The organism is Kribbella sp. VKM Ac-2571 (assembly GCF_004362255.1).
Taxonomy (GTDB): domain Bacteria; phylum Actinomycetota; class Actinomycetes; order Propionibacteriales; family Kribbellaceae; genus Kribbella; species Kribbella pratensis.
The window spans coordinates 104,317-130,521 of sequence record NZ_SNWS01000020.1 but is presented as its reverse complement, the minus strand read 5'-3'; the positions used below and the strand labels follow the sequence as shown (position 1 = coordinate 130,521).

Sequence of the window (26,205 nt, the reverse complement as noted above, 5' to 3'; positions counted from 1 at the left end):
ATGGCGACCATTGCAACGATCTCCAGCAGCCCATCGGTCCCGTCACGGACCGACGCGGTTCTCGACTATGTCACCAGGCGCCTGATCAGCCACGGCCACACCGTCACGCCGATCGTGTTGCGCGATCTCCCGGCTGAGCCGTTGCTGCGTGGTCAGGCCGACGATCCAGCGATTTCCGCCGCGGCCGCGGTGCTCGAGACCGCGGATGCGGTCGTGGTCACCACCCCGGTCTACAAGGCGGCGTACTCCGGTTTGCTGAAGGTGTTTCTGGATCTCCTGCCGCAGTACGCGTTGAAGGGTAAGACAGTGTTGCCGTTGGCAACGGGTGGTACGCCGGCGCATGTGCTGGTGATCGACTACGCGCTCCGACCGGTGCTGACCAGCCTCGGCGCGGGTGCGATCGGGCAGGGGTGGTTTGTGCTGTCGTCGCACGTCCAGTTGTACGACGGCGGCGGGCTGTTGCTCGATCCGGTGGCATCGGTGCCGCTGTATCAGGTGACGGAGGCGTTCCTCGCGACCGTCGCGGGCGAGCAGCCGGTGGAGAGCACGCCGGTGCAGATGGCCGCGGTGGAGGCGATCCGGGCACGGCCGGAGGATCCCGAGGCTGCGCCGCTGCTGGCGGATCTGGTCGTCGAGTACAGCACGCGGTACGGGCGAACGAATGAGAACACGCAGCTGACCGAAGTACCGCCGTCGGACTTTCACGTCGAGCGCGGCGGCGCGTTCGTGCTGCTGCGGTACGGCGGGCAGACGGTTGCCGGGGGCGCGATCCGCCGGTACGACGACGAGACCGCCGAGGTGAAGCGGATGTGGACGTCGCATCTGCACCGTCGGCAGGGCTTGGGTCGTCGTGTGCTCGCGGAACTGGAGTCGGCGGCGCTCGATCTCGGGTACCGGCGGCTGTATCTGACGACGGGTCCGCGGCAGCCGGAGGCGGCCGGGTTGTACCTGTCGGTCGGATTCGAGCCGCAGTTCGACACCGACGCCGATCCCGAGTCGATCGGTCCGCTCCCGTTCGCCAAGGACCTCTCGGTGGCATTGAAGGTGGCGTCATGAGCCACCGGTTGATCACGGCGATCGAGATCGACGGGGCGGGTGGGGATCCCGGGGCGTGGCGTGGTCCGGAGGTCGATCCGCGGGCGATTCTGACCGGTGAGCTCGCCGTACGCGCCGCGCAGCGGGCGGAGGCGGCGGGTGTCGACCTCGTGACGTTCGCGGATGCGCTCGAGGCGCCGGACGACGTCCCCGATCGGGTGAGTGTCCGGCTGGATGCGCTCGGGCTGGCCGCGCGGGTCGCGCCGGTGACACAACGGATCGGGTTGCTGCCGACGATCACCGTCACCCACACGGAGCCCTTCCATGTGCAGGCCTCGGTCGCGACGCTCGACCACATCTCGCGCGGCCGGGCAGGCTGGATCGCTGAGGTCTCGACGTCGGCCGAGGCGGCCGCGGTGATCGGGCGGCGCGAGCCGGCGCCGGCCGCCGAGACGTGGAGGGAGGCGCGGTACGTCGTCGACGCCGCGCGTCGCCTGTGGGACTCGTGGGAGGACGACGCGATCATCCGCGACGCTGCCACCGGGCGGTTCGTCGACCGGGAGAAGTTGCACTATGTCGACTTCGAGTCGCCGACGTTCAGTGTCAAAGGCCCGTCGATCGTCCCGCGGCCGCCGCAAGGGCACCCGATCACCGCGATCCGGGTCAGTACGCCGGAGGCTCTCGCGGCGGCCGCTGATGCGGAACTGGTGTTCCTGCCGGATTCCGCCGACCTGTCGGAGCAGGTGCTGGAGCTGCGGGAAAACGCTCGTCGCAGTGTGACGCTGACGGAGTCCGGTCGGAGCGTGACCTTGACGCCGGATCAGGAGGCCGGACCGCTGGTTCTCGTGTCCGCCGAGGTGCGGCCGCACGTCGACGGTGTCGAGCAGCTCGCCTCGTTGATCGAGGGATGGGCGGCGGCGGGCGTTGACGGCGTACAGCTTCGGCCTGCGTCGCTCGAGCTCGACGTGCCGGCGATCGCGGAGCAGTTGCTGCCGGTGCTGCGGGAACGCGGCCTGGCGGGCTCCGGAGAGCGGGGCGGGAGTTTGCGGGGGCGGCTCGGGTTGCGGCGGCCGGCGAACAGGTACGCGAGGAGTGTGCGATGACCAAACAGATCCACCTTGCCGCGCACTTCCCGGGCGTGAACAACACGACCGTCTGGTCGGACCCCGCGGCCGGGTCGCAGATCGATTTCGGATCGTTCCGGCAACTTGCGGAGACCGCGGAACGCGGAACGTTCGACTTCTTCTTCCTGGCCGAGGGCCTGCGGCTGCGTGAGGTGAAGGGAAGGATTCACGACCTGGACGTCGTCGGGCGGCCCGAGTCGCTGACCGTGCTCAGCGCGCTGGCGGCGGTCACGACGCATCTCGGCCTGGCCGCGACCGTCAACTCGACCTTCAACGAGCCGTACGAACTGGCGAAACGAGTCTCGACCCTCGACCACCTCTCCAACGGCCGCGCGGCCTGGAACGTCGTGACGTCGTGGGACGCGTTCACCGGCGAGAACTTCCGCCGCGGCGGGTACCTCGCCAAGGGCGACCGGTACGTCCGTGCGCAGGAATCGCTGCGGATCGTGCGGAAACTCTGGGACTCCTGGAACGGGGACGACCTTGTCCTGGACCAGGCGGCGGGTGCGTTCGCCCGTGAAGGCGCTGGGGCCTTCGCGGACGACGGCGCGCACTTCACCATCCGCGGGCGGTTCGGTCTGCCGCCGTCGCCGCAGGGCCGGCCGGTGATCATCCAGGCCGGCGACAGCGACGAGGGGCGCGAGTTCGCTGCGTCGAGCGCGGACGTGATCTTCAGCCGGCACGGGACGTTCGAGGGCGGGCAGACCTTCTACAAGGACGTGAAGTCGCGGCTGGCGAAGTACGGGCGGACCGACGAGTCGCTGAAGATCCTGCCGGCGGTGACGGTCGTGGTCGCGGACACGGACGCCGAGGCGATCGAGAAAGCGGCGTACATCCGGGAGCAGCAGGTTTCCGGTCCGACCGCGTTGGTGCTGGCCGAACTGCTCTGGGGACGCGATCTCTCGGCGTACGACCCGGACGGTCCGCTGCCGGCCGAGGACCCGGTCGCCGGGTCGTCGGTGACGCAGGGGCGGGTCGGGTACAACGATCCGTTTCCGATCGTTGCCGAGTGGCGGGCACAGGCGGAGGCGCACGGCTGGTCGCTGCGGCAGACCGTCATCAACCAGCAGAACCGGCAGACGTTCGTCGGTTCACCCACCACGGTCGCGGAAGCGGTCAACCGGCACGTCCAGGAAAACGCTGCCGACGGTTTCGTACTCGTTCCGCACCGCACCCCGTCCGGCCTCGACGACTTCGTCGACCGAGTCGTCCCCCTGCTCCGCGAGCGCGGCGTCTTCCGCCCGGAATACACCGGCACAACCCTCCGCGACCACCTCGGGCTGCAGCTATGACCGTATCGATGCCGCGACTCCGTCGCGGCGGGTCATGGGGCTGGAACTCCCGGTCTTCCCTCGTCGCTCCGGTCGCTTCGCTCCCTCCGCTCCTCAGTCCAGACCGGGAGGCCCCATGACCGTTTCTGATCTGCATCCGTGGAAGGAGGCGCCGGCGACGGTGGTGTTCGTGGGTGGTGGGCCGCGGACGGTCGGGTTGCTGGAGCGGTTCGCGGCCAGTGCCGACGAATTGCTCGGTGGCCGCCGCGTCGAGATTCACGTGGTGGATCCGTTTCCGGCCGGCGGCGGGCGGATCTGGCGGCGCGAGCAGTCGCGGCTGCTGTGGATGAACTCGATGACGTCCGACGTCACGATCTTCACCGACGAGTCGGTCGACTGCGAGGGACCGATCGTTCCGGGGCCGGACCTCGCCACCTGGGTCGCCGGCGAGGGCGCCGTGATCCTCGAGAAGGCCGGGCTCGAACCTCCCGGCCCTCTTGCCTTCCCACCGCGTCTGGTGCAGGCGGAGTACCTGGCGTGGGTGTGGGAGCGCGTCGTCCGCGAACTCCCCGCGACCGTCGTCACCCATGCGGAACGAGCCGTCGAGCTCACCGCGGACCAGCGGGTGATCCTCGAGTTCGGACGGGAGATCGCGGCCGACGCGGTGGTTCTCGCGCTCGGCTACCTGGACCGGTTGCCCACGGCATCGGAATCGGCGTGGGCAGCGCAGGCCGCCGACGCCGGGCTGACCTACATCCCGCCGGGGTACACCGCTGATGTCGACCTGGACGGGCTGTGGCCGCAGGCACCGGTCATCGTCCGCGGATTCGGGCAGGCGTTCGTCGACCTGATGGTGCTGCTCACCGAGGGCCGCGGCGGCTGGTACGACGAGTGCGACGGCATGCTCAGCTACCACCCGTCCGGCGACGAGCCGATCCTGTACGTCGGTTCGCGCCGCGGCGTCCCGTACCACTCGAAGCTCGGCTACACCGTCCCGGGAACGAGGCCGGTCCCGACGCGCTACCTGACGAAAGAGGCGTTGGGCGAAGGCGTTCTCGATTTCGACCGCGACGTGGCGCCGTTGATCGAGAAAGAACTGGCCTACGCCCACTACCAGCAGCTGTTCACAGCGCATCCCGAACGGACCCGCTGGCCGTGGGAGCGGTTCGGCGAAACGCTCGACGCCTGGTTGCCCGGCACGATCACCAACGCCGTCCCGGGGCGCGATGCGGAATCCGGTGCGGTGACCGATGCGGAGTTCGAAGCCGCCGTTCGTGCCGCTGTCCCGGACCCTGCCGACTGGTTCGTGCGGCGCGAGGTGGATCGGCCGTTGGCGGGGCGGTTCTTCGAGGATCGGGAGGGGTTCGAACGGTTCCTCACCGAGCTCATCGAGAACGATCTGCTCCGGAGGGCGGATCCGGCGTACTCGGCGGATCTCGCGGTCTTCAACGCGCTCCTGAGTATCTACAGCGTGTTGTCGCGGGCGATCACCGACGGGCAGTTGTCGGACGAGGACCGGGTGCGGCGGGTGGAGAGCGAGTGGCACGGGTTCTTCTCGTTCGTGGCGAGTGGACCTCCGCCACGGCGGCTCGAGGAACTGCTCGCGCTGCACCGGGCCGGGATCGTCCGGTTCGCCGGCCCGGATCTCGAGGTTGCCATCGACAACGATCAGTTCGTTGCCACGAGCTCTGCTGTGGCGGGTGAGATCCGGGCGCGGGCCTTCGTCGAGGCCCGGTTGCCGCGTCCCGACGTACTCGCGACCGCCGACCCGTTGCTGCGCGGTCTGCTGGACTCTGGAGCGCTGGCGGCGGACGAACTGTCCGCGGCCGACGGAACCAGTCTCGGCGGCGGTCAGCTGAAGGCGGATTCGCGGTGCCGCGCGATCCGTTCCGACGGGTCCATCCAGGAAACGCTGTTTCTGCTCGGGCCGTCCGTTTCCGGATCGGCCGGCTCGTCAGGTTTCTCCCGGCCGCATTTCAACGGTCCCGGCTTCCGGCAGAACGACGCCGTCGCACGGGACCTGCTCAAGCTGCTCGCACCCACCGTACGGAAGGAAGAACGCCATGCCAGTTGAGTTCCTCGGCATCGCCGGAACCAACCCGGCCAGCGAGGTGACGCCCCGAACCGGCGGCCCGCTGGACCTGGAATACACCAGCAAACTCGCCCGTGCCCACGAGGACAACGGATGGGACCGCATCCTGTTCGCCTACCACTCGGGCTCACCCGACCCGGCCCAGGTCGCGGCGTACGTCGCCGGCCGCACGGAGCGGATCAACCTGGTCGTCGCCCACCGGCCGAACGTCGCTTATCCGACGCTGACCGCGAAAACGTTTGCGACTCTGGACCACCTCAGCGGCGGCCGGTTCGAGGTGCACGTGATCACCGGCGGGTCGACCGCGGACCAGGCCGCGGAGGGTGACTTCCTGGCCAAGGACGACCGGTACGGGCGGACTGCGGAGTTCATCCAGATCCTCAAGCAGGCGTGGACGTCGGACACCCGGTTCGACTTCGACGGAAAGCACTACCGGTTCGAGCAGTTCCTCGCCGACATCAAGCCGGTCCAGCGGCCGCGGCCGCGGATCTCGTTCGGCGGCTCCTCGGCGGCGGCGTACGCGGTCGGCGCGGCCGAGGCGGACATCTTCGCGCTCTGGGGCGAACCGCTGACCGGAACCCGGGAGCAGCTCGCGACCATCGACGCCGCGGCGGCGCGCGCGGGACGGACGGACCGGCCGACGATCCAGATCGCGTTCCGGCCGATCCTGGCACCGACCGAGGAACTCGCCTGGGAGAAGGCGGAACGCATACTCGGCCGGATCAAGGACGTGCAGGCCGGCGGCGTTCCGGCGAGCACCCGACTGCGGTCGAAGACGCCGGAAAACGCTGGATCGCAGCGGTTGCTGAAGGCCGTCGCCGCCGGCGAGCGTCACGATCGCGCGCTCTGGACGGCGCCGACCGGCCTGACCGGTGGCAGCGGAAACTCCACGGCACTGGTCGGAACTCCGGAGACCGTCGCTGCAGCGCTGCTCGACTACTACGACCTCGGGATCCGGATCTTCTCCGCCCGCGGTTACGACATCTACGACGACGCGATCGACTTCGGCCGGTACGTGATCCCGCTGGTCCGCGCCGAGGTAGCCCACCGCGAACAAAGGAAAGCGTCATGACGGTCATTTCCGATCTTGAGCAGGACTGGCAGACGTGGCACGCGGCGCGGGAGCGCGACCTGGACACCGACTACGGCTGGCTGTCCGTCGTCGCGTTCAACTGGCTGTCGCCGACGCCTACAGCGATCGACGGTCTGGCCGGAAAGTGGTGGGCGGACGAGCAGGCTCACGTGACGGCCTCCGGTGAACTGACGGCTGGCGGAGAACCAGTACACGGAACGGTTTCCGCCAGCGTTCCGGAGGCCGGCTCTCTCAGTTGGTTGTTGCACGGAAACCGTCTGGCGGAACTCGTTCTCCGCGGTGGCCGGTACGCCGTGCGGCAACGGGACCCGGGCGCGGCGACGCGGAAGGGCTTCAAGGGCGTACCGACGTACCCGATCGACGACGCCTGGGCGGTCACCGGGTACTTCAGCCCGTACGCGAAGGCGCAGCGGGTGGAGGTGTCGACGGCGCGCGACGACCTGCGTCAGCACATCACCGCGGTCGGCACGGTGCATGTGGCGTTGGGCAGTACGGCGTACGAGCTGGTTGCGACCGCTGCGAGTGACAGCCGGCTCAACCTCTCGTTCCACGACAAGACGAACGGTGAGGAGACGGCGCCCTGGCGGACGGTGACGACCGGGCCGGTGGAGCGGGACGGGTCGGTGCGGATCGACTTCAACCGGACGATCAACCTGCCGTTCGCGTTCACGGCGTACGGGACCTGCCCGGCACCCGTGCCCGGCAATCGCCTGGGTCTGCCGGTGACCGCGGGCGAGAAGAAGGTGCGGTGACCTTGGGGTGAGGTTCTGTACCTACACATTGATCGACAACTCGCCGGACCCGATCAGCGGCGTGCAGCTCACGCCGTCCGAGCGGTTCCGGCGCGTCGTACAGCAGGCGCAGCGGGCGGAGGAGCTGGGCTTCGACGCGTACGGCGTGGGGGAGCGGCACGCACAACGGTTCATCTCGTCGTCGCCGCCGGTGGTGCTGTCCTACATCGCGGCGGTGACGTCGCGGATCCGGTTGCTGACCACGGTGACAGTGCTGTCGCTGCTGGACCCGGTGCGGGTGGCGGAGGACTACGCGACGCTCGACCAGTTGTCGGGGGGACGGCTGGACATCATCATCGGGAAGGGAAACGATCCGGAACAGAACGCGCTGTTCGGGTACGAGCTGGACGGGCAGTGGGACCGGAACCGCGAGAAGTACGAGCTGCTCCGGCGGCTGCTCCGGGAAACCGGAGTTTCCTGGTCCGGGCGCTACCGCCCGGCGCTGACGGACGCGACCACACAGCCGCGCCCGTACCGACCGGACGGCCTCCCGCTGTGGCACGGATCGGCGTCGTCAACGGAGTCCACCGAGCTGGCGGCGCGCTGGGGTGACCCCTTGTTCTCGGCGAACGGCTTCCATCCGCTGGAGAAGTACGCGGGGCTGATCCGGCACTACCGGGAGCGTTGGGAGGGGTACGGGCGGGACCCGGCGGCGGCTGTGGTGGGCGCCGGGTTCAACGGGCTGTACGTGAAGAAAACGTCGCAGGAAGCGGTCGAGGGGTACCGGCCGATCTTCGACGCGTTCATGGATTCGCGCGGCGCCCGGCACAACCAGCTGCCGTTCCGGACGCTCGAGGAGTTCCTCGACGGCGGATCGGTGCTGGTCGGGTCGCCGGAACAGGTGATCGACAAGTTCGGCCGGTACCAAGACGCGTTCGGGCACGAGCTTTCCGGCATTTCCCTGGAGGTCCCGGGACTCCCGGAGGAGGACAACCGGGAGTCCGTCGAGACCTTCGTCACAGAGGTCATGCCGGTACTGCGAACGTCGTACCCGAGCCGCGTCTGGGCCTAGGACATCTCTAGCCGTACGTCGGCGCTTGCGGCCAGCCTGCTGGGGAGTCCTCCCAGTCCTCCTGGCGGCCGTACACGGCGAGGTCGGAGACGTTGGTGCTGAAGAGCAGCCGGTCGACGCCGCGCTGGCCGGTCGTGTAGGTGCGGAAAACGTTGTCGCCGTCGCGCAGGAACATGCTCAGCAGGAAGCCGCCGCCGACACCGCAGTCGGCGGAAAACGTCGTACCTGCCGAGGACGCGAACGGGATGTGCTCCCAGCCCATCTCCTTCCAGTACCCGGCCATCTGCTCGATCGGCATGTCGGAAACGGTCGCCCACGCGATGTCGTTCCGCGCCAGGCCGGCGAGGTTGGCGACGTTCTTGGTGAAGTACGTGCAGCCGCCGCAGAACGCGTCCGGCCCGGCGTCCATGAACTGGTACAGGGCGAGCTGGCGGTGCTCACCGAAGAGCTCCCGCAGCGTGACCGGCCCGTCGGTCGCCGTGAACGTGTACTCGCCGAACCTCACCATCGGCAGCCGTCGCCGCTGGGCCGCGATCCGGTCCAGGGCGCGCGTGGCCTCCTTCTCGGCGACCAGCAGCTCGGCGCGGGCCGCAGCCCACTCCTCGGCCGGCACCACCGGTGGCATCGCTGTCTCGGACATCTGTGCTCCTCTCGTAGGTTCTGCCAGCGGGACGAAGCTGTCCGGCGGTTCTCGACATCCGGGTGCCCGGAAGTTCTCCAGGCACCGTCGCACCGGCATCTCACGGTGAAAATGGTCAAGAGCACTCTGCCGGACCCGGTATGCTTTCCGGGACGGACTGAGGGGCCTGCAAGGTGCGGCCGGCTCGATTTCACATCGGGGCGGCAGACCGTGTAATCTCTCTCCTCGGCCCGCCCCTTTAGCTCAGTCGGCAGAGCGTCTCCATGGTAAGGAGAAGGTCTACGGTTCGATTCCGTAAAGGGGCTCTGAGAACGGCATCCCACCTCCGGGTGGGGTGACGAACTCACCCGGCGGGGTAGCTCAGGTGGTTAGAGCACACGGCTCATAATCGTGGTGTCGCGGGTTCGACTCCCGCCCCCGCTACCTGGCAAGGCAGTATCTCGAGAGTGCGATCACCTCAGTTGCGCACTCCTGACAGAAGAGGCAGCAGTGGCCAAGTCAACCGACATTCGCCCGAAGATCACCCTGGCGTGCACGGTCTGCAAGGAGCGGAACTACATCACCAAGAAGAACCGGCGTAACGACCCGGATCGTCTTGAGCTGAAGAAGTACTGCCACCGGTGCAACGACCACACGGACCACCGCGAGACCCGCTGACCTCAGGTCTTTCGCAAGGGCCGCTTCGGACTACCGAAGCGGCCCTTTGCCGTTCCCTCAGACGGTCAGAATCGGGCGGCCGCCCTCATACGCGGTAAGACGCTCGTCACGGGGAGTGAGACAGCAGGACCCGCAGAGCCTCCCGTTGCCGACCTCGCTCGTGTAATACAGGCAGCACGTGTTCCGCAGGTAGACGAGCTTCCCGGCGGCTACCTCCACCTCGCCGAGCCGCGCGAGCCCGCCCGGCGCCTTCGCGATGAACGTTTGCCACCGCTCGAGCAGGTACTTCGGGTCCACCGTGACGTCCTCGCGCGTTGCGGCACAGAATCCCATCGCGACGCCCGCCGCTACCCCGCCGTACACCTGCCGCAACCCGGCCCGCGTACGCCGGTGCAGTTCCTCGGAAAGTGGCAGCAGGTGTTTCCGGAGGACGACGTCGTACAGCGTTTTCAGTCCACCGGGCAGGAAATCCGCGGAACGAACGGCGACCGCCGCGATTCCGTGACCGTCGTGCGGCCGGACCCAAAGGTTCTGCGGGCGGATGTCGAGGACGCGGCCCTCCAGCGCCCAGAGCAGGAGTGCGGTCGCGGGCGCGCGGCCGGCGTAGAACGACATCATGCTGAGCGCGTTCGCGTGCGCCGTACGGTGGCAACTGGCCTCGTCGTCCCGCTTGAGCAGCTCGGTCAACTCAGGACTGCCGGGCTCCAGGATCCGGTCCACGCGCAGCCACTCGGAGCCCTCCGGCTCGCCGATCTCCAGCCGGTACCGAGGCGCGTACTTCGCCAGCGCCGCCACTGCCGTCACGTTCAACCTTCCCCGTCGGAACCATGGGCGGCGGAAACCCGCGAAAGAGCGTACCTGGCAGCCCCACGCCTACTGCGCGGCACCCGGCGGGCACCTCGCCGAACGGGAGCGAAGGGAACGATGAAACCACATCGACCCCTCCGCTCCCGCTCGCCGAGGCACTCCGCCGGGCACCTGCTCGCTACGGCGTGGGACTGCCAGGCACGCTCTGGCAGTCTGCCAGTAGGGTTAGCGGATATGACGATCGACGCCACGATGGTCGGCCGGAGGTACGCGGCCGCCGAGTCCTACCAGGTCGGCCGGGAGAAGATCCGGGAGTTCGCTGACGCGATCGGCGACCGTAACCCGGCGTACCGGGGCGACGACGCGATCGCGCCGCCGACGTTCGCGTTCATGGTCGGCAGCCGCGCCCTCGAGGAGCTGCTGAACGACGAGGAGCTCGGCCTGCGCCTGGACCGGATCGTGCACGGCGCGCAGAAGTTCAACTACACCCGCCCGATCAAGGCCGGTGACAACATCGCCGCGACCGCCACGATCACCACCGTGCGCAAGGCCGGCCCTGTCGAGGTGATCATGTACGAGACCACCCTGACCACCGTCGACGGCGAGCCGATCGTCACCGCGACGTCGACCCTCTCGCACAACCGGGCGGACGCATGATCGAGCGGAGCGAGATCATCAGAAAGCACAGCTCGACTCGTGCCTCATCGGCGCCCGGAGCGAAGCGAGGACGTCGATGAGTCTGGTAGGTACGGAGCTGCCGCCGCTGACCGTCACGCTGCGGCGCGAGGATCTGGTCCGGTACGCCGGGGCCAGCGGCGACTTCAACCCGATCCACTGGAACGACCGGATGGCCGCGGCTCTCGGCCTGCCCGGCGTGATCGCACACGGGATGCTCACGATGGCGTCCGCGGCACGCGTCGTCACGGACTGGCTCGACGATCCGGCCGACCTGGTGGAGTACGGCGTACGGTTCACCAAGCCGGTCGTCGTACCGGACGACGACAAGGGCGCGAGTGTGACGTTTTCCGCCAAGGTCGCCAAGGTCGCGGACGGACTGGCGGAGATCGACATCACGGCGGTAGCCGGCGAGGAGAAGGTGCTCGGCCGGGCCAGGGCGGTCGTGCGGGTCCGGTGAGTACGCATGTGTCGCTGGCCGACTACACCACACTGCGCGTCGGTGGGTTGGCCGACAAGTTCGTCGAGGTCAGTACCGAGGACGATCTGATCACCGCGGTCCGGGACGCCGACGCGGCCGGGGAGCCGGTGCTGCTGCTCTCGGGCGGTAGCAATGTGGTGATCGGGGACGACGGGTTCCGCGGGACGGTTGTGAAGATCGCGACGTCCGGCATCCGCGTCGAAGCGGACATGTGCTCCGGGGCGATGGTGCATATCGCCGCCGGGGAGGACTGGGACGGCGTCGTACAGCGCGCGATCGCGGAGGAGTGGAGCGGGCTCGAGTCGATGTCCGGCATCCCCGGGCTGGCCGGGTCGACGCCGGTGCAGAACGTCGGGGCGTACGGTCACGAGGTCGCGGAAACTGTCGCGTCCGTGCGCGTGTGGGATCGCGTCGTCGGCAAGGTCGAGACGATCTTCGCGGGGGACTGCGGGTTCAGCTACCGCAACTCGCGGTTCAAGGCCGACCCGTCGCGGTACGTCGTACTCGAGGTCACCTTCCAGTTGCCGCTGGGCGATCTGTCGGCGCCGGTCGGGTACGCCGAACTTGCCCGGGTGCTCGAAGTCGAGCCAGGTTCGCGCGCGCCGATGACCGAGGTCCGGGACGCCGTCCTCGGCCTGCGCCGCAGCAAAGGCATGGTCCTCGACCCCGCCGACCACGACACCTGGAGCGCAGGCTCCTTCTTCACCAACCCCATCGTCGACACCCCCGCCGAGGTCCCCGCCGGCGCTCCCCAGTGGCCGCAGCCCGACGGCCGCGTCAAGACCAGCGCCGCCTGGCTCATCGAACACGCCGGCGTCTCCAAGGGCTTCACCATCGGCAACGCCGCCGTCTCCACCAAACACACCCTGGCCCTCACCAACCGAGGCCAAGCCACCGCCAAGGAACTCCTGACCCTGGCCACCCACGTCCGCACCCAAGTACAGCAATCCTTCAACATCACCCTGATCAACGAGCCGGTCCTGGTGAACTGCAGCCTGTAAGGACAGGAGGTACTGCCTGCCGAGCCGCTTCTCAGCGGACGGCTGAGCGTGCCGGTCTTTCGCGGGGGCGAGTACCTCCTGTCGTTAGCGGGCCTGTGGACAACTTCCGCGCCTGTCGCGGCGAATCCAGCAGTATCGATGGGTGACCGTTGTCGCCGAGATCCTGGCCCGCCTCGGCGGCTCTGCGACAGCCGCGCAGCTGGTCGGCCTGGTCTCGCCTGGGGCATTGAAGGCGGCGGTGCAGCGAGGCGAGGTTGAGCGCCTCGCACGCGGGGTCTACGGTCTGTCGAGTCTCGGAGCGGACCGACTTGCGGCGATCGCGTACGACGGGGTCGTTTCCTATACCAGCGCCGCAACCGCCTGGGGACTGCCGCTGCTCGTACGACCGGAGAAGCCGCACGTCACGGTTCCTGTGAAGCGCAGGCCTCGGCCGGGCCGCCCGGCTGAGCTGCACTGGGCAGCGGTCTCGCCGGCGGAGCGTGGTGCTCGGCTGACGGGCCTGCTGCGAACGGTCCTCGATTGTTCGCGGCTCCTGCCGTTCGGCGAGGCGCTTGCGGTAGCTGACGCGGCGTTGGGCACTGGCGGGCTGGTGAAGGACGAGTTGGAAGCTGCGGCCGAGGCGATGCGTGGACCGGGTCGTCCGAACGCGGTTCGGGTCGCCGCCGCAGCCATCACGCGGTCCGAGAGGTTCCTGGAGTCGATGTTGCGGAGCCTGCTGATCGGCGCCGGGATCGAGGGCTTCGAGCCGCAGGTCGTCGTTTACGCCGGCGGTCTCCGGGTTCGGGTCGATCTCGGGCATCGGGCCGCGCGGATCGCGCTGGAGGCTGAGGGCTACGAGTTCCACGGGTCGCCTGGTGCGTTCGCTGCGGATTGCCGGCGGTACGACGACCTGGTTGCTGCCGGGTGGTTGGTGCTGCGGTTCACCTATCAGCAGGTGATCGGGGATCCGGTCTGGGTGATCGAGACCGTTCGCGCCGCGCTCGTGGGGCGCTAACGACAGGAGGTACGCCTGCCGACCCACCTTGGGCGCGCCGGCGTCCAGGTGTCGATGGCTGTCGGGAGTGACTACCTCCTGTCGTTAGAGCGTCCTGAAAAACATTTGCGTTGAGGGTAGGCAGGAGGGGGCGGTGTTGCTAATCTTTTGCGCAATCTGGTGGGAGGTGGGTTGTGAGGCGTAAAAGATTTTCTCGGCGGGAGGTGTTGGCCGGGGTGGGGGCAGGGCTGGCGGCTGCCGTGGTGCCGGGGTGTTCCGGTGGTGACGGTGGGCGGTCGGGGGCTCTGCAGGTGTGGGGCGGGGTGCCGGCGGCATCCGGGCCGGCTGATGTGCTGAAGGCGTTCCAGCAGAAGTTTCCGCAGTACAAGGTGAACTACACGCGGTTCGTGAACGACGACCGCGGCAACCTCAAGCTCGACACCGCCCTCCAGGGTGGCGTCGACATCGACGTGTACTTCACGTACTCGCAGGGTGCGATGGCGTTGCGGGCCGGTTCCGGACTGGCGGCGGACCTGACCGATCGTGTGAAGGCGGACCCGGACCTGCAGGTGTTCCTGGACACCGAGCAGCCGCGGTCGTACATCGACAACGGCAAGGTCAAGGCGCTCGCCACCGCTCGCGAGCCGTTCTTCGTACTGTTCAACGAGAAGCTCCGGCAGCAGGCCGGCGTCGAGCTTCCGCAGTCGTGGACGATCGACGAGTTCCGCGCGACGGCGAAGAAGCTGACGACGGACAAGACGGTCGGCACGTACACGCTGCCCGACGTCGCCCGGATCGCGCTCGGGCCGAACTACTGGTACGACGGAAACCGCTCGAACTTCGGCGATCCGCACTTCGAGCAGGGTTTCCGCCTCGGCCGCGAGATGATCGCGGAGGGTACGGCGTTCCCGTGGACCGAGGTGCTGTCCCGGCATCTCGACGCGTACCAGCAGAACTCGTTCCTCGGCGAGGAGTTCCACCTCTGGTCGACCGCCCCGTTCAACCTGCGCTACCTGTACGACGCGAAGAAGTACCCGCACGACTTCAAGGTCGCGTTCGCGCCGTCGCCGACCGTCGACGGCCAGAACTGGAACGGCGGATCGTTCAGCAACTTCATCATGGTCAACCCGAAGTCGCCGAAGTTCGAGGCGGCCTGGGCGTTCGTGAAGTTCTGGCTGACCGAGGGCGCGACGCCGATGCTCAAGGGCGGCAAGCTGCCGGCGCTCGGCAACGTCACCGACGAGCAGATCGTTTCCGGAATGCTCGGAAAAGAGCCGCAGAAGTACTTCGATCTCGACTCGTTCCGGCGCGTCGTCCTGACGTCCGATCCGAAGCTCGCGACCGACACCCGGCTGACCGGATTTCCGGAGATTTCCCTGGCGGTGAAGCAACAGCGCGACCTGTGCTGGCTCGGCGAGAAGGACCCCGGGGTCGCGATCCGTGAGGTACGGCGGCTCGCCGATGCCGCGATCGCCCGTAACGAGAGGAGGCCCTGATGGCCACCGCCACGGTCGTCGCGGCCGGCACCAAGGCCCGGACCGAGCAGGGTTCCGGGATCCGCCCGTCCGGCTGGATCGGGTTCCTCTTCATCGCCCCGAACCTGCTCGGCGTGATCGCGTTCACGCTGATTCCCCTGGTCAGCGTCGTGGTGCTCGCCTTCACGGACTGGAACCTGGTGTCCGGCCTCGGCGGCATCACCTTCAACGGCATCGACAACTTCGTCGCGATCGCCCGGGACCCCGGATTCTGGCACGCGATCGGCCTGACGCTCGTGTACGTCGTGGTGTCGGTCCCGCTCACCGTCGTACTCGGACTCGCGCTCGGGATCGCGCTCAACCGTCCGCTCCCGGGTCGCGCCGTACTCCGGGCGATCTTCTTCCTGCCGTACATCGTCAACGTGGTCGCGATCGGCATGACCTGGTTGATGCTGATGAACCCGAAGGCCGGTCTGGTGAACCAGGTCCTCGACGCGTTCGGGATCCAGCCGGGCTGGTTCGCTTCCTCGCACTGGGCGCTGCCGGCGCTGATCGTGATGGCGGTCTGGGGCGGCATCGGGTACTGCTCGCTGATCTACCTGTCCGCGCTGCAGGACGCGCCGCGGCAGCTGTATGAGGCGGCCGACATCGACGGTGCTTCCGCGTGGTCCAAGTTCCGCGTGATCACCTGGCCGTCGTTGCTGCCGACAACGATCTTCCTGCTGGTCACGCTGATCATCGGGGCGTCGCAGGGCTTCGGTCTGATCGCCTTGATCACCGCGGGCGGTCCGGGCGACGCGACCACCACGATCTCGTACTACATGTACCAGACAGGCTTCCAGTTCTACCGGTTCGGTTACGCGTCGGCGATCGGCCTGGTGACCTTCGTCGGCGTACTCGTCCTGACCCTGCTCACCTGGCGGGCGCAGCGAGGGAGGGCCCTCAATGACCAATAAATACAGCAAATGGATCTGGGGCGTTCCGCTGTGGATCCTCGCCATCGCTTTCCTGGCGCCGTTCGCGTGGATGATCTCGACCGCGCTGAAGCCGGACGTGGACGCCTACAAGATCCCGATGCAGTGGATCCCGGACCCGTTCCAGTGGGACAACTTCAGCACGGTCCTGAGCGGGGCGACCTCGGTCCTTCCGGCGTTCGGCCGCTCGGTGTTCGTGGCCCTGCTGCGGGTCGCGGGGGAGCTGATCACCGCGACGATGGCGGGCTACGCGTTCGCCCGGATGTCGTTCAAGGGTCGGGACAAGCTGTTCCTGCTGTACCTGGCGACGGCGATCATTCCGGCCCAGCTGCTGCTCGTCCCGCGGTTCATCTACTTCCAGAAACTCGGGCTGTACGACACGCTCTGGGCGCTGATCCTGCCGGGGATGTTCACCGTGCTCGGAACGTTCCTTATGCGCCAGTTCTTCGTCAGTCAGCCCGCGGAGTTCGCCGAGGCCGCTCGGATGGACGGCGCGAACGAGTGGCGGGTGTTCACCCGGATCTACTTGCCGTTGGCAACACCGGTGATGAGCGCGCTCGGCATCCTCGCGTTCGTCTGGTCCTGGAACGACTACGAGACCCCGCTGGTGCTGATCAGCAACCCGGACCGGTACACGCTGCCGCTCAGCCTGACCAACTTCGTCGACGAACAGGGCCAGATCGCGCCCGGTCTGACGATGGCCGCCTCGGTGATCTCGATCGTGCCGGTGCTGATCGTGTTCGTCGTCCTGCAACGCCGCTTCATCGCCGCCATGACTCATACAGGGATCAAATGATGCAGAACGTTTCAGGTGTCTTTCCGCATCTCGCGCAGATCGGCGACTTCGGGCCGCCGCGCAGCGAGCTCGGTATCGGTTCGCTGATGCCGTGGAACGGGAAACTCTACGTCCAGAACTACAACTCCCACAAGGCGCGGTCCGGTGCGGGCGTCAGCCTGCGCCGGGTCGACGCCGACCTGTCGATGGAAATCGTTCCGGAAACTCTCGGCGTGGACGGAACGTACACCAACCGTTTCGTGCACTTTCCGACGTCGAAGCTGGTCCTCGGGCCGCACGTGATTTCCGCGGACCACAAGATCGTGACGATCCCGGAGCTGCAGCCGTTGCGGGTCTGCGGTACGTCGCGGCACCTGACGAAACCGGACACGCACGTGTACGTGCTCGCGATGGAGGGCGAGCTGTTCGAGCTCGACGTCACGACGTACGAGTGCACGCAGCTCTTCGATCTCAACGACGAGCTCGGGACCGACGGCGAGATGAAGGTCCACTACAAGGACTGCTACACGTCCTTCGGCCGGCTCGTGGTGTGCTCCAACGAGTACGCCGAGCCGGAGTGGGCCGGCGAGCGGTCCCGTGGCCGGCTGGCCGAGTACGACGGTACGTCGTGGAAGATCCTGCGGGACGATCCGTTCACCGCGATCGGCGGACGGCACGAGTTCGGCGGGACGATCTTCGCGACCGGGTGGGACCGGGCGTCGGCGATCCTCGAGGTGTTCACCGAGGCCGACCAGCAGTGGACCCGGTACCGGCTGCCGAAGGCGTCGCACTGTTTCGACCACAAGTGGCAGACCGAGTGGCCGCGGATCCGCGAGGTCGAGCACGAGCGGCTGCTGATGGACCACCACGGAATGTTCTACGAGGTGTCGCCGTGGGCGTACGGCGGCCGGATCTGGGGCGTCCGTCCGATCTCGACGCACCTGTGGGTCCTGGGAGACTTCTGCTCGTGGCGCGGGATGCTCGTCGCGGGTGCGGACAACGCCTCACCGAGCCATGGGCTCAACCCGACGACGGCCGAGCCGCAGTCGGGGCTGTGGTTCGGGAAGACCGACGACCTGTGGAGTTTCGGAAAGCCGGCCGGGTGGGGTGGGCCGTGGTGGGAGACAACGGTTTCCGCCGGCGTTCCGTCCGATCCGTACCTGATGACGGGCTTCGACGGAAAGTGTCTGCACCTGGAGAACTTCTCCGACATCCCGCTGACGATCACGGTCGAGATCGACTTCCACGGGCACGGGCGGTTCGGCGCGGTGGAGGCGTTGACGGTCGAGCCGGGGCAGATCCGGTCACACGTTTTCCCGCCCGGGTTCAGTGCGCACTGGGTGCGGGTGGTGAGTGATGCCGACGGCGTCGCGAGTGCCCAGTTCGTCTATACGTGATGATCACGGAATGGATTCCTCGATGGAACGAGCCGGCAGTCCGAGTCCGTTGCAGCTGGTCAAGCGAGTTCTGCCCGAGCTGAACGGTGCGATGCAGCGGGTCGCCGAACACATCCTGGCGAACCCGGACGAGGTCGCGCGTGGTTCGATCACGAAGCTGGCCGAGGCCGCGCAGACCTCGGCCGCGACGGTCACTCGGCTGTCGACCCACCTCGGGTACGCCGGGTACCCCGCGCTGCGGGCCGCGCTGGCGATGGAGGTCGGGCGCGGTCTGGAGGCCGGGTGGGCGAGCGACATCGGTATGGCGATCGGTCCGGCAGATCCGCCCGAGCAGGTGCTGAACGTGCTCGCGTCGACGCAGGCGAACGCGCTGCGGAACGCGTTGGCCGCGATCGATCTGACCGCGGCCACCCGGGTTGCGGACGCGATCGCCGGCGCCCGGCGGACCCACATCTACGGCGAGTGGGGCGACGCGATCCCGGCCCGCGAGCTGTACATCCGGCTGCTGCGGATCGGGATCCCGGTGGGGTTCTTCGACGGTCCGCAGTCCTCGCAGATCGGCGCCGGCCTCCTCGGCGAGGGCGATGTCGCGCTGACGGTCACGCGGTCCGGCACCGATGCGACCACGCTCGACTTCATCAAGCGCGCCGGCGACGAGGGAGCGCTCACGGTCGCGATCACCGGGATGCCAGACGCGCCGATCGGCCGGATCGCCGATGTCACCCTCGACACCGGTACGCCGAACGGGGCGAACTGGACCGAGTTCTTCGCCGGCCGCGCGAGCGACGTACTGACGGCCGGCCTGCTGTTCGTCCTGGTCGCGCAGCGGGTGCCCGATCACCTGACGGCACATCATCCGAACGGGCCCGGGCAGCCCGTCGTACAGCGAGATACCTGAAAGGCTTGTGCATGCAGCAGCTCGAGGTCCAGTCCGATCTGACCGTCGTCGGCGGCGGGCTCGCCGGGATCTGCGCGGCGATCGGCGCCGCGCGGCAGGGGAGCACCGTGGCGCTGGTGCAGAACCGGCCGGTGCTCGGCGGCAACTCGTCCAGCGAGGTGCGGGTGTGGGTGTGCGGGGCAACCGCACACGGCGTCCAGAGCTTCGCCCGCGAGACCGGCATCATGGGTGAGCTGTTCGTCGAGAACCAGTTCCGGAATCCGCTCGGAAACCCGTACTACTGGGATCTCGTGCTGCTGGAGGCGGTCCGCGCCGAGCCACGGATAACGCTGTACCTGAACACCGACGTCCGGACCGTGGAGGCCGCGGACGGCGAGATCCGGTCGGTGACCGGGTGGCAGATGGGGTCCGAGAAGGAGATCCGGTTCGTCAGCCCGGCGTTCGTGGACTGCTCGGGCGACGGCCTGGTCGGGATGCTCGCGGGAGCGGAGTACCGGACCGGTCGGGAGCCGCGCTCGGAGTACGACGAGTCGTGGGCGCCCGACGTACCGGACTCGAACACACTCGGCAGCACGATCCTCTTCTACAGCAAGGACGCCGGGGAACCGGTGCGGTTCGTGCCGCCGTCGTTCGCCCGGGACGTCACGGAAACCGCGATTCCGGAACGTCGCGTGATCCGGACCGACATGAACGGGTGCGCGTTCTGGTGGATCGAGTGGGGCGGGGAGCTGGACGTCGTCGACGACAACGAGGCGATCCGCGACGAACTGCAGGCGGTGGTGTACGGGATCTGGGACCACATCAAGAACTCGGGGCAGTTCGACGCGGACAACCTGACCCTGGAGTGGATCGGGTCGGTACCCGGAAAACGTGAGTACCGCCGTTTCCTCGGCGACCACGTGCTGACCCAGCACGACGTGCTCGACCAGACGGAATTCGACGACCGCGTGGCCTTCGGCGGCTGGTCGATCGACCTGCATCCGCCCGGCGGCGTGTACGCGGCCGAGCGCGGATCGAAGCACTGGCATCCGGACGGCAACTACCACATTCCGCTGCGTTCCCTGTACTCACGGAACGTCCGGAATCTGTGGATGGCGGGACGGAACATCAGTGCCAGCCACGTCGCGTTCGGAACGACGCGAGTGATGGCGACCTGTGCCTTGCTGGGTGAAGCGGCCGGCATCGGCGCAGCTGTTGCCCTGCGCAACAGGTTGACGCCACGCGAGCTGGCGCACGACCGGTTCGGCCTGATGAAGCACGCGCTGACCCGCGCCGACTCGTCGGTTCTCGGCGTCATCGACGACGATCCGGAAAACGTCGCATTGTCGGCGACCGTCACGGCGTCCTCCACTCTGACCCGCCCGGCGCTCGAGGTCTCGTCCGGAACGCTGCCGCTGACCACCGACCTCGGAATGGTCATCCCGATCGACCCCGCTCTCGACGGTTTCGAGCTACTCGTCGACTCGACCGGAGGTTCCCTGACCGTCGAGCTCCACGACCCGGTCAAGGCACAGAACTACCTCCCGGCCAAGCTCGTCGACTCCTGCACCGTCGAGGTGCCGCCCGGCGAGAAGCGCTGGATCCACGTCCCGTTGGCCTGGCGTCCGTCCGCTCCGTCCAACGCGTTCGTCGTACTGCGGAGCACACCGGACATCTCCGTACACACTGCTGCGACGGGACTCCCCGGCACGGTTCACTTCGCCCATCGCGATCCCGCGCCCGACGAGCAGTGGACGGAGCAGTTCCGTGCCTGGAAACACATCCTGCCCCGCGGCGGCCTGTGCATCCGCCTCGGCGAGACAGCGGCGTACGCACCCGAGAAGGTGATCGGTGGCTACTCCCGCCCGTACGGCGGCCCGAACCTCTGGTCGTCCGAAGACCTCGCCTGGGACTCCGAGCCCTGGCTCGAGCTCACCTGGCCCGAGCCGGTCGATCTGTCCGAGATCGTCGTCATCCTGGACGCGGACGTTCAAGAGGACCTCATCAACCTCCACCATCACCGCACGCCGTTCGAGTCGCTCCCCACGCTCGTGGCGGACTACAGCGTGGAGGTCCGCGACGGCGACGGCCCGTGGCAGGAGATCGCCCACGTCACCGACAACCACCACCGCACCCAGCACCACCGTTTGGAGACCCCCACCCGAGCTATCCACCTCCGCCTCACGACCCGACGCACCAACGGTGCCCCACGAGCGCACGTGGTCTCCATTCGCGCCTACTCGTCGGCTCAGTAACGCCACTCGAGCTCGTGCTGCAGCATCCAGTGCGTCAGAGGTTCAGCCGCACCGGCCGACGCTGCACCCGTCAGTAGGTCTGCGAGGACCTGTGCGGGTGCGGCGAGCCGGATGCCGCTATCGGTCTTTCGAGAGCGGGTGTACACCACATCCCCGGAAGGCTCGGCCAGGATGATGGCCCTGCCCCTGGCCGGCACGAGCTCCCACACCGTAGCCGCGGCCCGCGCGTCCGGGGTGTAGATCACGGTCGGGCCGGCCGGTGTCTCCGGCGCCCACACCCGAGCCGCATGCGCGCCGCTGACCGCATGACGAACTGGTGTGGCCGCGACGCGGTCCAGGAGCGGCTGTGCGCCGTGCTTGCTGCGCCAGTACGTAACACGGACGTCGCGGCTGAAGCGGACCTCCTCGTTCCAGCGGCGAAGCAGACTGAGCCAGCTCGGTACGGCGATGACTCCAGGCGCCTGACGCTCTACGAGCTCTTCACGTTCGAGCCGGTTGACCACTCGCCGGATGGTCTGTGCGGGAACGCCAGTGGTCGTCACGAGGTCATGGGTGGTCCAGAGGCTGCGGAAGTCCAGGAGCGCGCGGATGATCAGCGAGGCAGCGTCACCGGCCAACGGGCTGGTTGTGGTCGCGCTCATGGGTTCGCTCCGCTCGGCCGGGCTCCGAGCTGGAGGGTTGCGTAGGTGGTCCACTCGTACTGGTGGTGATCGCGGTTGAGGTTGATGAGGCTTACGCGGCTGATCTCGGTTCTGGCGACGCCACCGGCGAGGGCGTTGACACGTTGGCGGAGCGGCTCGGCAGGGGCAGGCTGGTTCCAGTAGCCGAGTGAGACGTGTGGGTCGAGCTCGGGCAGTGCGGGCACGGAGTCACTGCCCCAGACGTCGGTGATCGCGGCACGGAGCTGTGCGCGCAGACGGCGCAGCCGGTCGACGGGGGAGACCGGGAGTTGCAGACTCTCGACGTCGACGACGGCAGGGCCGAGCTTGATCTCGAACGGCCGGAAGTACTCGAGCCGGCGTTGCGCCGCATCGATGATCGGGTCGAGGTCCGACTGCGGGACCTTGTCGGCGAAACCGATGCCCTGCAGCGTGAGGTGCAGCCACTGGACCGGCACCGGCGTGATCCCGGGCAGCGAACCGATCAGCCGTTGGTACGTCGCGTGCATGTCGGTCAGCACGGCGTCGTTCGGGAAGACGACGTGCCACGTGTAGAACGATCGCCCGGGCCGCCAGTTCGGGCGCCAGTACCAGTGATCGCGGACTTCCTTGATCATGTGTGCTCCTCGATCACGCGTCGTCGGTTCGGGGTGGTCAGGCGCGTCGGCAGTCCCGGCTGCTGGGTGAACTCGGCGATCCGGTCCCGCAGCATCCGGCCTTTGGGGCTGCGCGCGTACGGCGCTGTCAGGGCGGCGACCTCCGCGACGCGCTGGATCAACGGGCGCACGCGGTACTCCGGCTGGAGCTCCAGCACCGGGTCGACCGCCTCGATCGCGCCGTCGAGGTGTCCGAGGAGCAGCCGCGCCTTCGCCTGCTGGAGGCGGGCCATCCGTTCGGAGCCGGCGTTCCGGAGTGCGTACGGGACGGCCTCGAACAGGGCGATGCTGTGGTCGGCGTGATCCGCGGTGCGCTGGGCGTCACCGAAGGCCAGGTGCGTGTCCGCCCACAGTCCTTCGGCGCGTTCCGGCGTACAGAGCAGGACGCCGCCTGGTTCGGAATCGGCGGGGCGGACGGCGAGGGTTCGGGCAACGTCGAGGAGGTCACGGGCCTTGTCCGTGCGTCCGGCGCGGGCGTGGTCGACGGAGGCGGCGCTGGCGAGGAAGAGTCTGGCTGTGCCGGCGTTGTATCGCAGGCCGTCCTCGGCGTACGACGCTGCGCGGGCGAAGTCCTCCTGCCAGAACGCGGCGGTGTGCTGGGTGGCGCGGATCCAGCCCCGCAGTACGTCGTGATCCGCGGCCTCGGCGCAGGCCCACGCCGTGCGGGTATGGCTCTCGGCGATGTCCGGCCGGCCGAGGTCGACCGACATCCAGGCGAGCAGGGTGATCGCCCAGCCGGCGGACGCGTACAGATCACGGGACTGGCGCGGCGACTGATTGCCAGCCAGCAACCCGAAGGCGCGGTCGCGGATCGCGCGGCTCTTCGCGAACAGCGGCCGGATCGGCGTCCGCAGGTAGGACTGCGCGATCCGCTCGATGTCGGCCTGCAACTGTTCGACGGTGAGCTCGCCGACGTTCGACTCCTCGGCGAACGACAGCAAGCCGATCGACTCGTCGCCCGCGTTGACCAGGTCGTCCTCGTGGCCGGCCATCGACGCCGGCGGCGCCAGCTCCGGCTCGGTCAGGGAGACGCCGGAGGGCGGGAAGAAGCCGAGGTCGTTGTCGGAGGCAACGCCGAGCACGTGGCGCAGACCGGAGCGGTACGCCGCGCCGGGCCAGCGGACCGCGCCGCGTTCCAGCTTGGCGATGTAGTGGCCGTCGAGCTCGTACTTGATCTCGGTCGTGTCCCAGAGCCACGCGCAGATGGTGTCGGCCAGCTCGCTCCGGGACATGTGTTCACCCGGCGCGCGCCGTGAGGGGGTGCGTTCCCGCGCCTCGCGGAGAAACTCGTTCGGCCCTGACATGGCGGTAACTGTAAGACGCTGAACACCCTCTGCGACGGCAAAATCGGGTCCTGTGGACGATCTGCCCCAGGCTGCCCCGATCTGCCCCGAATCCCTGTGGAAAAAGGGGTTCTCGCCCGCCGTGGATAGTCTGCGGCAACGAATCGACGGCGATTCCGGCGCGCGTTGACGGTTGCTGAGCGTGAGGATGGCGGGGCATCCCGGGGCAGATAGGGGCAGCCCCTCGACCTTGGCCCTCTAAGAGGTCCCGCGATCTAAAGTTGTGGGATGCCTGAGGAAGCCGTGACGACGTTGCACGCCGAGTTGGAGCGGTTCGGGCGCGCGGAGGAAGGGTTCGCGCTGCTCGAGGTGTTCCTGGAGGTGGCGCGGCCGCGGTTGGGTGCCGTGGTGCTGGATCCGGTGGGACTACAGCTGCCGACGGAGCTCACCGACGATCGCCTTCTTGTGCAGAAACTGATCGACGAGATCGAGCAGGAGCCACAGGGCAAGGCGCGTGTGGTCGAGCGCGCCTTCGACATGGACGACGAGCAGGCGCGCTGGGATTACGTACGCCTCGCCTACAGCTCGAACCAGGCGACGGTGTGGAGCCGTCGCCAACGTACGACGTACTTCGAGGCGTCCGGCCGCCACAAGGCGACGTACTGGCTGCCGGACAGTGTGAAGGTGCAGTACTTCGACGCGCTGACCTCCCGCGGGTGGGCCATCCCGGAGGAATGGCTCACCGCGGTGGCGAAGCGGCCCAAGCCGTGGTGGAAGCGCGGCGGCCGCTGACTGTCAGCCGAGCGCCGGCAGATGGGTCAGGGCTTCGGCGACTGCTGACTGGATCTCGGAGTCCTCCCAGGTGCGGTCGGTGATGGCGTTGGACAGGTAGGCGTCGTACGCGGCGAGATCGAGGTGACCGTGGCCGCAGAGGGCGGTGAGGATGACCTTCTCCTCGCCGGACTCCTTGCAGCGTTGGGCTTCCTCGACGGTTGCCGCCAGGGCGTGGGTGGGCTCGGGCGCGGGGACGATGCCCTCGGTCCGGGCGAACTGGACGCCGGCGGCGAAGCACTCGGACTGTGGTTTGGCGACGGCCTCGATCTCGCCGGTCTCGTAGAGATGGCTGATCAGCGGGCTCATCCCGTGGTACCGCAGGCCGCCCGCGTGGATCGGGTCGGGGATGAAGTCGTGGCCCAGCGTGTGCATCTTCATCAAGGGCGTCATCCCGATGGTGTCGCCGAAGTCGTACGCATACGTCCCCTGGGTGAGTGATGGGCACGCCGCCGGCTCGACCGCACGCAGGACCGGTGACATCCGGCCGGCCCATTTCTCCCGCAGGAACGGGAACGCCAGGCCGCCGAAGTTCGACCCGCCGCCGGTGCAGCCGACGATGAGGTCGGGCGTCTCGCCCACCATCGCGAGCTGCATCAGCGCCTCCTCGCCGATGATGGTCTGGTGCATCAGCACGTGGTTGAGCACCGAGCCGAGCGCGTAGTGCACCTCGGGATCCCGCACGGCGGCCTCGACCGCCTCGCTGATCGCGATGCCGAGCGAGCCGGTGGAATCGGGGTCACCGGCGAGGATCTTCCGCCCGGCCTCGGTCAGGTCGGACGGACTCGGGTGCACGGTCGCCCCGAACACCTGCATCATCGTCCGCCGGTACGGCTTCTGGTCGTACGACGCCCGCACCTGCCAGACCTCGCACTCCAGGCCGTACTGCGCGCAGGCGAAGGCGAGCGCCGTCCCCCACTGGCCGGCGCCGGTCTCGGTGGTGAGCTTCCGGACGCCGGACTTCGCGTTGTAGTACGCCTGGGGGACTGCCGTGTTCGGCTTGTGTGATCCCGCCGGGGAGACGCCTTCGTACTTGTAGTAGATCCGGGCCGGCGTATCGAGCGCCTTCTCGAGCCGGTGCGCGCGATACAACGGGCTGGGCCGCCACAGCCGGTAGACGTCGAGCACCTCACCCGGAATGTCGACGTACTGCTCCTGTGAGACCTCCTGCAGGATCAGGTCCATCGGGAACAGCGGCGTGAGATCGTCCGGCCCGATCGGTTGCCCTGTGCCCGGATGCAGCACCGGCGGCGGAGGCGTCGGCAGGTCGTGGAGCACGTTGTACCAACGGGTCGGCAGCTCTTCCTCTGGCAGCAGGATCTTCGTCGGCGTCATGCACGCAAAGTTAGGCCCGCACCGACCGCCGGACAA

25 protein-coding genes and 2 tRNA genes are annotated in these 26,205 nt (G+C 68.1%); 21 read left to right on the top strand and 6 right to left on the bottom strand.

Annotated features, from left to right (window positions below; all coding sequences use genetic code 11):
* From ssuE to EV651_RS34590, 7 genes are all read left to right on the top strand, one after another.
* The gene (ssuE, locus tag EV651_RS43140) at positions 1-1,056 is read left to right on the top strand and encodes an NADPH-dependent FMN reductase (protein ID WP_133789469.1); all 1,056 of its coding nucleotides are present in this window, start codon (positions 1-3) and stop codon (positions 1,054-1,056) included.
* On the top strand, positions 1,053-2,138 hold the full coding sequence (locus EV651_RS34615) for an LLM class flavin-dependent oxidoreductase (protein ID WP_133789468.1): 1,086 nt from the start codon (positions 1,053-1,055) through the stop codon (positions 2,136-2,138). Before ssuE ends, EV651_RS34615 begins: the two co-directional genes overlap by 4 nt.
* The gene (locus EV651_RS34610) at positions 2,135-3,451 is read left to right on the top strand and encodes an NtaA/DmoA family FMN-dependent monooxygenase (protein WP_133789467.1); all 1,317 of its coding nucleotides are present in this window, start codon (positions 2,135-2,137) and stop codon (positions 3,449-3,451) included. Before EV651_RS34615 ends, EV651_RS34610 begins: the two co-directional genes overlap by 4 nt.
* A gap of 115 nt (positions 3,452-3,566) precedes the next feature.
* Positions 3,567-5,504, top strand: a complete 1,938-nt coding sequence (locus EV651_RS34605) for an FAD/NAD(P)-binding domain-containing protein (RefSeq protein ID WP_133789466.1) — start codon at positions 3,567-3,569, stop codon at positions 5,502-5,504.
* Positions 5,494-6,594, top strand: coding sequence for an LLM class flavin-dependent oxidoreductase (locus EV651_RS34600; RefSeq protein ID WP_133789465.1), 1,101 nt, complete (start codon positions 5,494-5,496; stop codon positions 6,592-6,594). The genes EV651_RS34605 and EV651_RS34600 overlap by 11 nt, the downstream gene beginning before the upstream one ends.
* A complete protein-coding gene (locus tag EV651_RS34595; protein ID WP_133789464.1) occupies positions 6,591-7,367 on the top strand; it encodes a DUF1684 domain-containing protein in 777 nt (258 codons plus the stop codon). The genes EV651_RS34600 and EV651_RS34595 overlap by 4 nt, the downstream gene beginning before the upstream one ends.
* A gap of 7 nt (positions 7,368-7,374) precedes the next feature.
* Positions 7,375-8,418, top strand: coding sequence for an LLM class flavin-dependent oxidoreductase (locus EV651_RS34590; protein WP_133789463.1), 1,044 nt, complete (start codon positions 7,375-7,377; stop codon positions 8,416-8,418).
* A gap of 7 nt (positions 8,419-8,425) precedes the next feature.
* On the opposite strand, the gene EV651_RS34585 is transcribed toward EV651_RS34590, so the two are convergent.
* Entirely contained in the window at positions 8,426-9,058 is a 633-nt protein-coding gene (locus tag EV651_RS34585) for a DUF899 family protein (protein WP_133789462.1), read from the bottom strand.
* Positions 9,059-9,290: 232 nt separating this feature from the next.
* On the opposite strand from EV651_RS34585, the gene EV651_RS34580 reads away from it, so the two are divergent.
* The 3 genes from EV651_RS34580 to rpmG all read left to right on the top strand — a co-directional run bounded on the left by EV651_RS34580 (position 9,291) and on the right by rpmG (position 9,715).
* A tRNA-Thr gene (locus tag EV651_RS34580) sits at positions 9,291-9,363 on the top strand.
* Between the two features lie 44 nt (positions 9,364-9,407).
* Positions 9,408-9,481: transfer RNA gene (locus EV651_RS34575), tRNA-Met, on the top strand.
* Between the two features lie 66 nt (positions 9,482-9,547).
* Complete coding sequence (gene rpmG, locus EV651_RS34570) at positions 9,548-9,715, top strand: 50S ribosomal protein L33 (RefSeq protein WP_130384703.1); 168 nt, start codon at positions 9,548-9,550, stop codon at positions 9,713-9,715.
* 57 nt (positions 9,716-9,772) lie between these two features.
* Here the strand turns inward: rpmG and EV651_RS34565 are convergent, their stop codons facing one another.
* The gene (locus EV651_RS34565; RefSeq protein ID WP_238157379.1) at positions 9,773-10,519 is read right to left on the bottom strand and encodes a (2Fe-2S)-binding protein; all 747 of its coding nucleotides are present in this window, start codon (positions 10,517-10,519) and stop codon (positions 9,773-9,775) included.
* 237 nt (positions 10,520-10,756) lie between these two features.
* On the opposite strand from EV651_RS34565, the gene EV651_RS34560 reads away from it, so the two are divergent.
* The 10 genes from EV651_RS34560 to EV651_RS34515 all read left to right on the top strand — a co-directional run bounded on the left by EV651_RS34560 (position 10,757) and on the right by EV651_RS34515 (position 21,405).
* Positions 10,757-11,179, top strand: a complete 423-nt coding sequence (locus tag EV651_RS34560; RefSeq protein ID WP_133789461.1) for a MaoC family dehydratase N-terminal domain-containing protein — start codon at positions 10,757-10,759, stop codon at positions 11,177-11,179.
* 76 nt (positions 11,180-11,255) lie between these two features.
* On the top strand, positions 11,256-11,657 hold the full coding sequence (locus EV651_RS34555) for a MaoC family dehydratase (RefSeq protein ID WP_133789460.1): 402 nt from the start codon (positions 11,256-11,258) through the stop codon (positions 11,655-11,657).
* On the top strand, positions 11,654-12,679 hold the full coding sequence (locus tag EV651_RS34550; protein WP_133789459.1) for a UDP-N-acetylmuramate dehydrogenase: 1,026 nt from the start codon (positions 11,654-11,656) through the stop codon (positions 12,677-12,679). Before EV651_RS34555 ends, EV651_RS34550 begins: the two co-directional genes overlap by 4 nt.
* A 142-nt stretch (positions 12,680-12,821) precedes the next feature.
* A complete protein-coding gene (locus tag EV651_RS34545) occupies positions 12,822-13,673 on the top strand; it encodes a type IV toxin-antitoxin system AbiEi family antitoxin domain-containing protein (protein ID WP_133789458.1) in 852 nt (283 codons plus the stop codon).
* 215 nt (positions 13,674-13,888) lie between these two features.
* Positions 13,889-15,148, top strand: coding sequence for an ABC transporter substrate-binding protein (locus EV651_RS34540; RefSeq protein WP_238157378.1), 1,260 nt, complete (start codon positions 13,889-13,891; stop codon positions 15,146-15,148).
* Positions 15,148-16,083, top strand: a complete 936-nt coding sequence (locus EV651_RS34535; protein ID WP_133789457.1) for a carbohydrate ABC transporter permease — start codon at positions 15,148-15,150, stop codon at positions 16,081-16,083. Before EV651_RS34540 ends, EV651_RS34535 begins: the two co-directional genes overlap by 1 nt.
* Positions 16,073-16,897 carry a carbohydrate ABC transporter permease gene (locus EV651_RS34530; RefSeq protein ID WP_133789456.1) on the top strand — a complete coding sequence of 275 codons (825 nt, stop codon included), beginning with the start codon at positions 16,073-16,075 and terminating at the stop codon, positions 16,895-16,897. Before EV651_RS34535 ends, EV651_RS34530 begins: the two co-directional genes overlap by 11 nt.
* Complete coding sequence (locus EV651_RS34525) at positions 16,894-18,273, top strand: hypothetical protein (RefSeq protein ID WP_133789455.1); 1,380 nt, start codon at positions 16,894-16,896, stop codon at positions 18,271-18,273. Before EV651_RS34530 ends, EV651_RS34525 begins: the two co-directional genes overlap by 4 nt.
* Positions 18,274-18,283: 10 nt before the next feature.
* Complete coding sequence (locus EV651_RS34520) at positions 18,284-19,171, top strand: MurR/RpiR family transcriptional regulator (protein ID WP_133789454.1); 888 nt, start codon at positions 18,284-18,286, stop codon at positions 19,169-19,171.
* A gap of 11 nt (positions 19,172-19,182) precedes the next feature.
* The gene (locus tag EV651_RS34515; protein ID WP_133789453.1) at positions 19,183-21,405 is read left to right on the top strand and encodes an FAD-dependent oxidoreductase; all 2,223 of its coding nucleotides are present in this window, start codon (positions 19,183-19,185) and stop codon (positions 21,403-21,405) included.
* On the opposite strand, the gene EV651_RS34510 is transcribed toward EV651_RS34515, so the two are convergent.
* From EV651_RS34510 to EV651_RS34500, 3 genes are read right to left on the bottom strand one after another with little or no spacing between them, the layout of a single operon-like run.
* The gene (locus EV651_RS34510; protein ID WP_133789452.1) at positions 21,399-22,046 is read right to left on the bottom strand and encodes a helix-turn-helix domain-containing protein; all 648 of its coding nucleotides are present in this window, start codon (positions 22,044-22,046) and stop codon (positions 21,399-21,401) included. The genes EV651_RS34515 and EV651_RS34510 overlap by 7 nt on opposite strands.
* A complete protein-coding gene (locus EV651_RS34505; RefSeq protein WP_133789451.1) occupies positions 22,043-22,681 on the bottom strand; it encodes a 2'-5' RNA ligase family protein in 639 nt (212 codons plus the stop codon). Before EV651_RS34505 ends, EV651_RS34510 begins: the two co-directional genes overlap by 4 nt.
* Positions 22,678-24,024 carry a hypothetical protein gene (locus EV651_RS34500; RefSeq protein WP_133789450.1) on the bottom strand — a complete coding sequence of 449 codons (1,347 nt, stop codon included), beginning with the start codon at positions 24,022-24,024 and terminating at the stop codon, positions 22,678-22,680. The genes EV651_RS34505 and EV651_RS34500 overlap by 4 nt, the downstream gene beginning before the upstream one ends.
* A 267-nt stretch (positions 24,025-24,291) precedes the next feature.
* On the opposite strand from EV651_RS34500, the gene EV651_RS34495 reads away from it, so the two are divergent.
* Positions 24,292-24,795, top strand: coding sequence for a hypothetical protein (locus EV651_RS34495; RefSeq protein WP_133789449.1), 504 nt, complete (start codon positions 24,292-24,294; stop codon positions 24,793-24,795).
* Positions 24,796-24,798: 3 nt separating this feature from the next.
* Here the strand turns inward: EV651_RS34495 and EV651_RS34490 are convergent, their stop codons facing one another.
* A complete protein-coding gene (locus EV651_RS34490; protein ID WP_133789448.1) occupies positions 24,799-26,169 on the bottom strand; it encodes a TrpB-like pyridoxal phosphate-dependent enzyme in 1,371 nt (456 codons plus the stop codon).
* Positions 26,170-26,205 lie beyond the last annotated feature (36 nt).

Excerpts from the sequence above, each read along its gene's own strand:
- EV651_RS34495 (WP_133789449.1), top strand. The coding sequence starts at position 24,292 with ATGCCTGAGGAAGCCGTGACGACGTTGCACGCCGAGTTGGAGCGGTTC.
- EV651_RS34520 (WP_133789454.1), top strand. The coding sequence starts at position 18,284 with ATGGATTCCTCGATGGAACGAGCCGGCAGTCCGAGTCCGTTGCAGCTG.
- EV651_RS34500 (WP_133789450.1), bottom strand. The coding sequence starts at position 24,024 with ATGTCAGGGCCGAACGAGTTTCTCCGCGAGGCGCGGGAACGCACCCCC.
- EV651_RS34595 (WP_133789464.1), top strand. The coding sequence starts at position 6,591 with ATGACGGTCATTTCCGATCTTGAGCAGGACTGGCAGACGTGGCACGCG.
- EV651_RS34515 (WP_133789453.1), top strand. The coding sequence starts at position 19,183 with ATGCAGCAGCTCGAGGTCCAGTCCGATCTGACCGTCGTCGGCGGCGGG.
- EV651_RS34615 (WP_133789468.1), top strand. The coding sequence starts at position 1,053 with ATGAGCCACCGGTTGATCACGGCGATCGAGATCGACGGGGCGGGTGGG.
- EV651_RS34610 (WP_133789467.1), top strand. The coding sequence starts at position 2,135 with ATGACCAAACAGATCCACCTTGCCGCGCACTTCCCGGGCGTGAACAAC.
- EV651_RS34600 (WP_133789465.1), top strand. The coding sequence starts at position 5,494 with ATGCCAGTTGAGTTCCTCGGCATCGCCGGAACCAACCCGGCCAGCGAG.
- EV651_RS34525 (WP_133789455.1), top strand. The coding sequence starts at position 16,894 with ATGATGCAGAACGTTTCAGGTGTCTTTCCGCATCTCGCGCAGATCGGC.
- ssuE (WP_133789469.1), top strand. The coding sequence starts at position 1 with ATGGCGACCATTGCAACGATCTCCAGCAGCCCATCGGTCCCGTCACGG.
- EV651_RS34535 (WP_133789457.1), top strand. The coding sequence starts at position 15,148 with ATGGCCACCGCCACGGTCGTCGCGGCCGGCACCAAGGCCCGGACCGAG.
- EV651_RS34530 (WP_133789456.1), top strand. The coding sequence starts at position 16,073 with ATGACCAATAAATACAGCAAATGGATCTGGGGCGTTCCGCTGTGGATC.
- EV651_RS34505 (WP_133789451.1), bottom strand. The coding sequence starts at position 22,681 with ATGATCAAGGAAGTCCGCGATCACTGGTACTGGCGCCCGAACTGGCGG.
- EV651_RS34555 (WP_133789460.1), top strand. The coding sequence starts at position 11,256 with ATGAGTCTGGTAGGTACGGAGCTGCCGCCGCTGACCGTCACGCTGCGG.
- EV651_RS34560 (WP_133789461.1), top strand. The coding sequence starts at position 10,757 with ATGACGATCGACGCCACGATGGTCGGCCGGAGGTACGCGGCCGCCGAG.
- EV651_RS34490 (WP_133789448.1), bottom strand. The coding sequence starts at position 26,169 with ATGACGCCGACGAAGATCCTGCTGCCAGAGGAAGAGCTGCCGACCCGT.
- EV651_RS34585 (WP_133789462.1), bottom strand. The coding sequence starts at position 9,058 with ATGTCCGAGACAGCGATGCCACCGGTGGTGCCGGCCGAGGAGTGGGCT.
- EV651_RS34605 (WP_133789466.1), top strand. The coding sequence starts at position 3,567 with ATGACCGTTTCTGATCTGCATCCGTGGAAGGAGGCGCCGGCGACGGTG.
- EV651_RS34510 (WP_133789452.1), bottom strand. The coding sequence starts at position 22,046 with ATGAGCGCGACCACAACCAGCCCGTTGGCCGGTGACGCTGCCTCGCTG.